Raw genomic sequence first — 979 nt, forward strand, 5'->3', positions numbered from 1 at the left:
GATGAGTGGTGAATTATTTGTATTCATCAACCGCAAGCAAACCATGATGAAAGTGTTGTATTTCAGTCGTGGCGGATACTGTTTATGGAGTAAACGCCTCGAACTAGGGCGGTTTCACCGAGTAGATGGCAACAGCGATAAAATCAATTTAACTTGGACTCAGTTGCAGTGTCTAATTGATGGAATTAATTGGCAAAAACATGTAAAAAGTAGACGATTGAACTCGATATAAGTGGCTGTTTTTAGTATAATTCAACCATGAAAACACCTATTCAAATAGCTTCATTAACTCAAACAAATGAGCAATTAAACGCTCAGGTTTTTGAGCTATCTGAAAAAGTACTCACACTCCAGCAGCAACTTGATTGGTTCAAACGGCAGCTGTTTGGCCGTAAGTCTGAAAAATTGCTGGTTGATAATCCTCACCAAGACAGTTTATTTGAACGCTCAGACGCTACAACACCAGAGTCTCAAGGCAAGCAGCTAATATCCTATACCCGCTCAACGAAAAAGCGCACTGGTAATGAAGTCAATGATACCGGCTTGCGATTTGATGACACTGTACCTACTAAGGTCATTGAAATTCGCGCACCAGAGCTTGAAGGCGACGATGCTGACAAGTATGAGGTCATTGGTTATAAAGAAACACATCGCTTAGCTCAACAACCAGGAAGCTACACCATCCTTATCTACAAACGGCCAGTTGTTCGCAACAAAGAAGCGTGTAGCTTAAGTGTGTCACCAGCACCTGATAACGTACTTGATGGTTGTTATGCTGATGTCTCTGTGATTGCAGGCATCATGGTGGATAAAGCGGTTTATCACTTACCGCTGTATCGTCAGCACCAAAGAATGCTCGATAGCGGAGTTCAGGTGAGTAGAGCAACCCTGATTAACTGGGTTAAACGTGGCATAGAGCTATTAACACCAATCTACCAAGCCATGCTAAAGCACATACTGCTCAGTTCAATATTGGCGA

2 protein-coding genes are annotated in these 979 nt (G+C 42.3%); both read left to right on the top strand.

Annotation, left to right across the window (positions count from 1 at the left end; all coding sequences use genetic code 11):
• On the top strand, positions 1–232 hold a 232-nt coding region (tnpB, locus tag L2748_RS24110; protein ID WP_248957832.1), incomplete at its 5' end, for an IS66 family insertion sequence element accessory protein TnpB.
• Between the two features lie 26 nt (positions 233–258).
• Positions 259–979 (top strand): IS66 family transposase (locus L2748_RS24115; RefSeq protein WP_248957833.1); only part of this gene is annotated, 721 nt, incomplete at its 3' end.

The organism is Shewanella sairae, assembly GCF_023283535.1.
Classification (GTDB): Bacteria; Pseudomonadota; Gammaproteobacteria; order Enterobacterales; family Shewanellaceae; genus Shewanella; species Shewanella sairae.